The 2,283-nt window shown below is 42.8% G+C and carries 3 protein-coding genes; all 3 read left to right on the top strand.

The genetic code is table 11. The features are described from left to right. Nucleotides 1–42: 42 nt before the first annotated feature. Complete coding sequence (locus IQ242_RS22885; RefSeq protein ID WP_370583043.1) at nt 43–825, top strand: type 1 glutamine amidotransferase; 783 nt, start codon at nt 43–45, stop codon at nt 823–825. 76 nt (nt 826–901) lie between these two features. Continuing rightward, complete coding sequence (locus IQ242_RS22880; protein ID WP_193961529.1) at nt 902–1,822, top strand: hypothetical protein; 921 nt, start codon at nt 902–904, stop codon at nt 1,820–1,822. Between the two features lie 256 nt (nt 1,823–2,078). Then, nucleotides 2,079–2,225 (top strand): hypothetical protein, encoded by a 147-nt coding sequence (locus tag IQ242_RS22875; RefSeq protein ID WP_193961530.1) that lies wholly within the window; start codon nt 2,079–2,081, stop codon nt 2,223–2,225. Nucleotides 2,226–2,283 lie beyond the last annotated feature (58 nt).

Below are 2,283 nucleotides of genomic sequence, written 5' to 3'. Positions count from 1 at the left end.
GCCCTTATCCCCTAAGAAATTTAGGCAAAACCAGAACTAAAAATCGGCCGGTTATTTCCCACCTTAATGAGTACCTATGGCGATCGAGGTAATGTTATTACTATCCAAAGAAGATGTCAATGGCGTGATATTTCTGTGACAATTATTCCCCTAGATGCTCAAACAGAAGCCGAGAAATTTTATCAAGTAGATATAATTGTTGGGGGTGGGGCGCAGGATCGGCAACAGGAGATCGTTATGCGCGATTTACAGGGGAAAAAAGCAGCGGCGATGAAAGAACAATTATCAGCAGGAATACCGGGGGTTTTTACCTGTGGTTCCCCACAATTATTAGGTCATTATTACGAACCGGCTTTCGGTCAAAGAATCGAGGGATTAGGATTATTAGACCTAGTAAGTAAACATCCTGGACCCAATGCAAAACGCTGTATCGGTAACGTGGTTTTTGAAATTACTGCCTCTCCTTTAGCGGAGGAAATTAAAGCTATGACTGGGGAAAAACCGCTAGTAATTGGCTTTGAAAATCACGGGGGTCGTACCTATTTACAGACCGTTTCTCCCTTGGGAAAGGTGATTACCGGTTACGGAAATAACGGAGAGGACGGTTATGAAGGGGCATTTTACCACAATGCGATCGCTACCTATGCCCATGGTCCGCTACTACCCAAAAATCCCTTTTTAGCCGATTGGTTAATCCAAAAAGCTTTAGAACAAAAGTATCAAAAAGCCATTTTTTTAACAAAACTTGATGATTCTCTGGCCTTGAAGGCACGATTTGCCATGTTTGAACGACTAGAACTAACCGGCGTGACCAATAAAGCCTAAACTGGTCATATACACTTATGGCAGGAGATAGTCAAACTAGCCATTAAGAATTTTAATTGTGGCAGCTTATGAAATTATGACTGGAAAAATTATCGATCGTCAAACGGCGGGGTTTCTCGTCCTCATCATTCCCCTAGCGGTGCTAATCATCCTTGTTTTTACCGCTTGGCCATTGATCCTACTTGTCTTCCTCTTAACTCTGGCAGTCAAGGTGTGGCAAGACTATCGCTGGTCAAAATTATCGACGGTGATTAACCCCTATTTCAATCAACTTTTACAGGACAATCAAGGTTGTCTCACCCCGATTGACCTATCGGCAAAAGCCAATCTCACGGCCAAATTAGCCAGACAATTTTTAGACAAAAAAGCTGAGGAATTTGGAGCGCAAAAAAAAGCTGTAGGCGATCAGGGTATGGCCTATTACTTTATCACCGCCAGTACCTTGGGTAGTATTTTTGATGAGAGTGACCCCTCTTTAGAAGAAATAGAGGAAAAACAAGTTCCTGCGATTACTGCCTCGAGATCTCCCCTGACCAGTTTAGAGCAATCCCAGGAGGCTAAATCCTCTCTGATTGTCGCCGAAAAAAGCGAAAATTCTGTCTCGGAGGTTCCTGTTATTTCCTCCTCCCAACCTTTGACTAATTTAGGTAAATTATTTGAGGAAAAAGAGGAAGAAAAAAACGAAGCGATCGCTGTTCAAGAAACGGTAATTCAAGAACCGGAGGAGATAATTAATCCTAGTTTGAACAGTTCTGCCAGTTCTTTATCCCAATCAGAATCAGAGGTTAGGGAAGAATCTCTAACCTCTGATTCTGAAACCATCTCATCGATGAGTTTGGCGGATTTGGCTAAACGTTTAGGAGTTACCCCAGCCGTTTTGGGTAGAAACAAGAAAAATAAATCCGAAACAGAATTTGCCGATTGGAGTCGCATCAGAGATCCCGATGGTATTGCTTGGAAATTTGACGCAAAAAACTCCCTATTTGTGGTCAACTGATAGGTAATTTGTTTGGTTTTCTAGACAGGCTCAATGCCTGTCTTTTTTGGCTCTAGAATTAAAGGGGGGATTAAGGGGGGATCGGCACTCCCCTTATCAAGGGTAGGGTTGATTCATGAATCAACCCTACTATCAAGGAAGGATTAAGGGGGGATCAAAGGAACGCTGATTCCCGACAACATGAGTGATTGGCTTTCCTGCTTTCATCCCCAAATAGTTGTGCTAGAATGGCGAAAAATTCCCCCCATTGATAATTATGTTAGCCGAATTAGTCGCCGCCGAAATCGCTAAAATCGCCTTTGAAGCTGTTATCGGTAAATTAACGGAAGGAGCAATGGATAAAGGTGTAGAATTGTGGCAAAAAATTAAGCAAAATTTACAAAAGGAACCCGCCGCCGCTTAGGTTTTAGCGGCAGCAGAACAAACCAAATCCGAGGCGATGATTGAACAGCAAGTGGTTC

This window comes from Microcystis sp. LEGE 08355 (assembly GCF_015207185.1).
Lineage (GTDB): Bacteria > Cyanobacteriota > Cyanobacteriia > Cyanobacteriales > Microcystaceae > Microcystis > Microcystis panniformis.
The sequence above is the reverse complement of the archived record's forward strand: the minus strand, read 5'-3'. Positions and strand labels throughout refer to the sequence as shown.

Coding starts and splice junctions, on each gene's coding strand:
- IQ242_RS22880 (WP_193961529.1), top strand. CDS start 902: ATGACTGGAAAAATTATCGATCGTCAAACGGCGGGGTTTCTCGTCCTC.
- IQ242_RS22875 (WP_193961530.1), top strand. CDS start 2,079: ATGTTAGCCGAATTAGTCGCCGCCGAAATCGCTAAAATCGCCTTTGAA.